Source organism: Micromonospora globispora, from assembly GCF_003857015.1.
In the GTDB taxonomy this organism is placed as follows: Bacteria; Actinomycetota; Actinomycetes; order Mycobacteriales; family Micromonosporaceae; genus Micromonospora; species Micromonospora globispora.
Genome location: NZ_QGGF01000010.1, coordinates 1 through 4146, shown reverse-complemented (window position 1 = coordinate 4146; position 4146 = coordinate 1). Strand labels below are relative to the sequence as shown.

Here is a 4146-nt window from a genome sequence, read left to right as displayed (position 1 = left end):
GATCTACACTTAGGCGATCGTCGGCAGCGTCAGGTGTGTATAAGAGACAGGGGACCGCCGGCCAAGGTCACCGTCCGGCCGCGGAAGTTGGTCCGTTCCAGGGCGGGCGCGACCGGCGCGGTCCGCACCTCACGCAGCACGTACCGGGCGGCGACCACGCCCGCTCCGGCGGCCAACAGTCGACCCCACCTGGTCACGCGACCCCTCCGATCCGGATGCCGTAGGCGATGCGGTACAGACCGGACAGCGGTGCGCGCACGCCGCCGCCTCGCTCCGCTCGCGTCACTGGGGCAGTTTAGGCAGCAGCGCCGCCGCGTTGTCGCCCACGCCGTACTGGCCGGCCTTCTTCTCGACCATCTGCTGCACCAGGGCGAGGGTGGTGACCAGCTGCCCCTGGACGGTGTTGGCGTTGTCGACGGTGGAGATGTTCTGGGACAGCACCGGATCGCCCCGGACCACGGCGACCACGTTGCCGCCGGCTGAGCCGTTGCCGCCGACCACGAGCGCGGCGGAGCGGTCGAACTGTTCGGCGACCTTGACCACCGATTCGTCCTTCTTCGCCGAGTCCTTGTCCACGTACGGCTGCCCGGAGATCAGGACGACCGCCTCCGCCGCCCCGCTGATCCTGCCCTCGGTGCTGAGGTAGCCCGCGTTGGAGTACGCCGACAGCACCGCCTTGCGGTCCGCGTCGGAGACCGGCGGGGTGCCCTGCGCCCGGTCGACCAGGACGCTGGCCAGCAGGGCGCTGGAGGTCTCCACGCCGTGTCCGTTGCCGGGCAGGCCGGAGGTCGGGGCGCTGCCGGGGCGGGCGGCGGTGACGGCCAGTTCGAGGAGGTTGTTGTTGCTGTCCGGGTTGATGAACTTGTCCTGCAGGTCGACCCGGCCGGTGACGTTCGCCCCGGCCAGCTCCAGCATCTTCAGCACGCCCTCGGTGTGCTCCCGACCGCTGGGCAGGCTGAGCACCAGTACCCGCCGCCCGGTGAGCTTGCCCGGCAGGACGACCTGCGCCATCTCCGCGGCGAAGTCCTCCTCCAGCTCCAGCTCCTTCTGCATGCTGTTGACCGATTGGCGCATCTGCTGGTTGTCCTTGCGCAGCGCGTTGACGTTCTCCTTGAGCGAGTCGGCGACCGGCCCGTTCAGGGCGGCCGTGCCGACGACCAGGCCGATCGCCAACGCGAGGAACACCGCGGTCAGGGACACCACGTGGTAGCGGAAGTTGATCACGCTTGCAGCCTCTTGATCGGTCGGGGAGCTAGAAGAGCTGGCCGAGCTGGAACACGAAATTGTCCCACCATTCGGAGACCACGCCCAAATACGCCTTCCCGACAGTGGAGACCGCCACCGCGGAGGCCATCGCGGCGACCGCCGAGAGGACGAGCAACAGCAGCGAGGAGCCCGAGATGCTCTGCCGGTAGAGCCGGCTCACGCCCTTGGCGTCGACCAGCTTGCCGCCGACCTTCAACCGGGTGAGGAAGGTCGAGGCCATGCCACCCCGGCCCTTGTCGAGGAACTCCACCAGCGTGGCGTGCGTACCTACGGCGACCAGCAGCGAGGCGCCCTTCTCGTCGGCCAGCAGCATGGCCAGGTCCTCGCTGGTCGCAGCGGCGGGGAAGGTGATCGCCGGCACACCCAGGCCCTCGACCCGGGCCAGCCCCGGCGCCCGGCCGTCCGGGTACGCGTGCACGATCACCTCGGCGCCGCAGCGCAGCACGTCGTCGGTGACCGAGTCCATGTCGCCGATGATCATGTCGGGCGTGTAGCCCGCCTCGACCAGCGCGTCCGCGCCGCCGTCCACGCCGATCAGCACCGGCTTGAACTCGCGGATGTACGGGCGCAGCACGTCCAGGTCGGCCTTGTAGTCGTAGCCCCGGACCACGATCAGGCAGTGCCGACCCTGGATCTGGGTCTCGATGTCCGGTACGCCGACACCGTCCAGCAGCAGGTCGCGCTCCTGCTTGAGGTAGTCCATGGTGTTGGCGGCGAACGCCTCCAACTGGACCGAGAGCCCCTCCCGGGCGTCGGCCATCGCCTTGGCCACCGTCTCGGCGTCCTGCAGGGTGCCGTGCGCGATCGGCTCCTCGCCGACGAAGACGGTGTTGCCGTCGATCCGGACGCCGTCACCCTCACGGATCTGCTCGAAGACGCTCTCACCCAGGTCGTCGAGGAGCGGGATGCCGGCGGCCACCAGCACCTCCGGCCCGAGGTTCGGGTACCGCCCGGAGACCGAGGGCTTGGCGTTGAGCACCGCGGCGACCCCGACGGCCACCAGCGAATCCGCCGCGACCCGGTCCAGGTCGACGTGGTCGATGACCGCGATGTCCCCCGGTCTGAGCCGGCCGACCAGCCGCTTGGTGCGCCGGTCGAGGCGCGCGGTGCCGAAGACCGAGCCCGGTTCCGGGGTCCGGGTCCGGCGCAACGTGGGTAGACGCATCGTGACCATCCTGGCATGTGAGGCAGGTTTTGCTGTCGCGACATGCCTGAGCAGGGCCGCCTACCCAGGGAAGCACACCGGAGCGCACGCCGGTGTGCTTGCGCTCACAAACCCGGCATCACGGCCGCCTTTCCTTGGCCGCCACCGCCAGGAGTTCCTCGGCGTGGGCGATACCCAGATCGGAATCCGGCAAACCCGCGAGCATCCGGGCCAGCTCGCGGGCCCGTTCCGTGTCCTCCACCACACGCACCCCGCTGGTGGTAACCGCTCCCCCGGTGTCCTTCGCCACCACCAGGTGCCGGTCGGCGAACGCGGCCACCTGCGGCAGGTGGGTGACCACCAGCACCTGGTGGCTGCGGGCCAGCCGGGCCAGCCGGCGGCCGATCTCCACCGCGGCCTGCCCGCCGACACCGGCGTCCACCTCGTCGAAGACCAGGGTCGGCGGGCCGCCCGAGCCGGCGAAGACCACCTCGATGGCGAGCATCACCCGGGACAGCTCACCGCCGGACGCGCCGCGCTGCAGCGGCAGCGACGGAGCGCCGGGGTGGGCCAGCAGCCGCAGCTCCACCTCGTCGGCGCCGTCCGGGCCGACGCCCGCCTCGACGCCGTTGACCGGCAGGCTCGGCTCGGCCTTGCCGGCCGGCCGGGGCAGCACCGCCACCTCGATCCGGGCGTGCGGCATGGCCAGCCCGGCCAGCTCGACGGTGACCTGCTCGGCGAAGCGGACCGCCGCCTCCTGCCGGGACGTGGAGACCCGCCCGGCGAGCTCGGCCACCTCGCCGGCCAGCCGGGACGCCTCCCGGTCCAGCTCGTCCAGGAGCTCGTCGGAGATGTCCAGATCGGACAGCCGGGTGCGGGCCCGCTCGGCCCAGGCGATCACCCCGTCGACGTCGTCGGCGTACTTGCGGGTCAGCGCGCGCAGCGCGGCCCGCCGCTCGTAGATGGCCTGCAACCGGGCCGGGTCGGCGTCCAGCGCCGCCAGGTACGCCGACAGCTCCGCCGAGACGTCGGCGACCAGGGTGGCCGCCTCCTCCAGCCGGACGGCCAGCTCACCGAGGGCCGGGTCGGTGCCGGACTGCGCCTCCAGGGTGCGCCGGGCGGTGCCCAGCAGCGCGGTCGCGTCCGGCGTCTCGTCGGCCGTCTCGACGCCACCCGCGACGCACTGGTGGGCCACCTGGGCCGCGGTGCGCAGCCCCTCGGCGTGCTCCAGCCGCTGCGCCTCCGCCTTCAGCTCGTCGTCCTCGCCGGGCTGCGGATCCACCCGGGTGATCTCGTCCAGACCGAGCCGCAGCAGGTCGGCCTCCTGGTTGCGCTGGCGGGCGTTGCGGCGCCGGTCGGCCAGGTCGTCGATCAGCGTCCGCCACCGGGTGTACACCTCGCGCAAGGCGTCGAGCAGCTTCTCGTGCTCCGGGCCGGCGAAGCGGTCCAGCGCGGCCCGCTGCTCGGCCGGGCGCAGCAGCCGCAGCTGGTCGGACTGGCCGTGCACGGCCACCACCTGCTCGCCTACCTCACCGAGCATCGACACCGGCATGCTGCGGCCGCCCAGGTGCGCCCGGGAGCGACCCTCCACGGTGACCGTACGACTCAGCAGCAGGGAGCCGTCCTCGTCGGGCTCGCCGCCGGCGTCGGTGATCCGGGCGTGCACGGTCTCGGCCACCCGGCCGTCGAGGCGCAGCCGCCCCTCCACCACCGCCCGCCCCGGCTGGGCGCGGACC

The 4146-nt window shown here is 72.2% G+C and carries 4 protein-coding genes; all 4 read right to left on the bottom strand.

What is annotated here, in order from left to right:
- Positions 1 to 29 precede the first annotated feature (29 nt).
- On the bottom strand, positions 30 to 197 hold the full coding sequence (locus DKL51_RS37635) for a hypothetical protein (protein WP_185734652.1): 168 nt from the start codon (positions 195 to 197) through the stop codon (positions 30 to 32).
- An 85-nt stretch (positions 198 to 282) separates the two neighbouring features.
- Positions 283 to 1224 (bottom strand): copper transporter, encoded by a 942-nt coding sequence (locus tag DKL51_RS00245; protein ID WP_109947624.1) that lies wholly within the window; start codon positions 1222 to 1224, stop codon positions 283 to 285.
- Positions 1225 to 1252: 28 nt separating this feature from the next.
- Positions 1253 to 2431 carry a putative cytokinetic ring protein SteA gene (steA, locus tag DKL51_RS00240; protein WP_109947623.1) on the bottom strand — a complete coding sequence of 393 codons (1179 nt, stop codon included), beginning with the start codon at positions 2429 to 2431 and terminating at the stop codon, positions 1253 to 1255.
- Between the two features lie 118 nt (positions 2432 to 2549).
- The coding region (gene recN / locus DKL51_RS00235) for a DNA repair protein RecN (protein ID WP_124811599.1) at positions 2550 to 4146 on the bottom strand (1597 nt) is incomplete at its 5' end.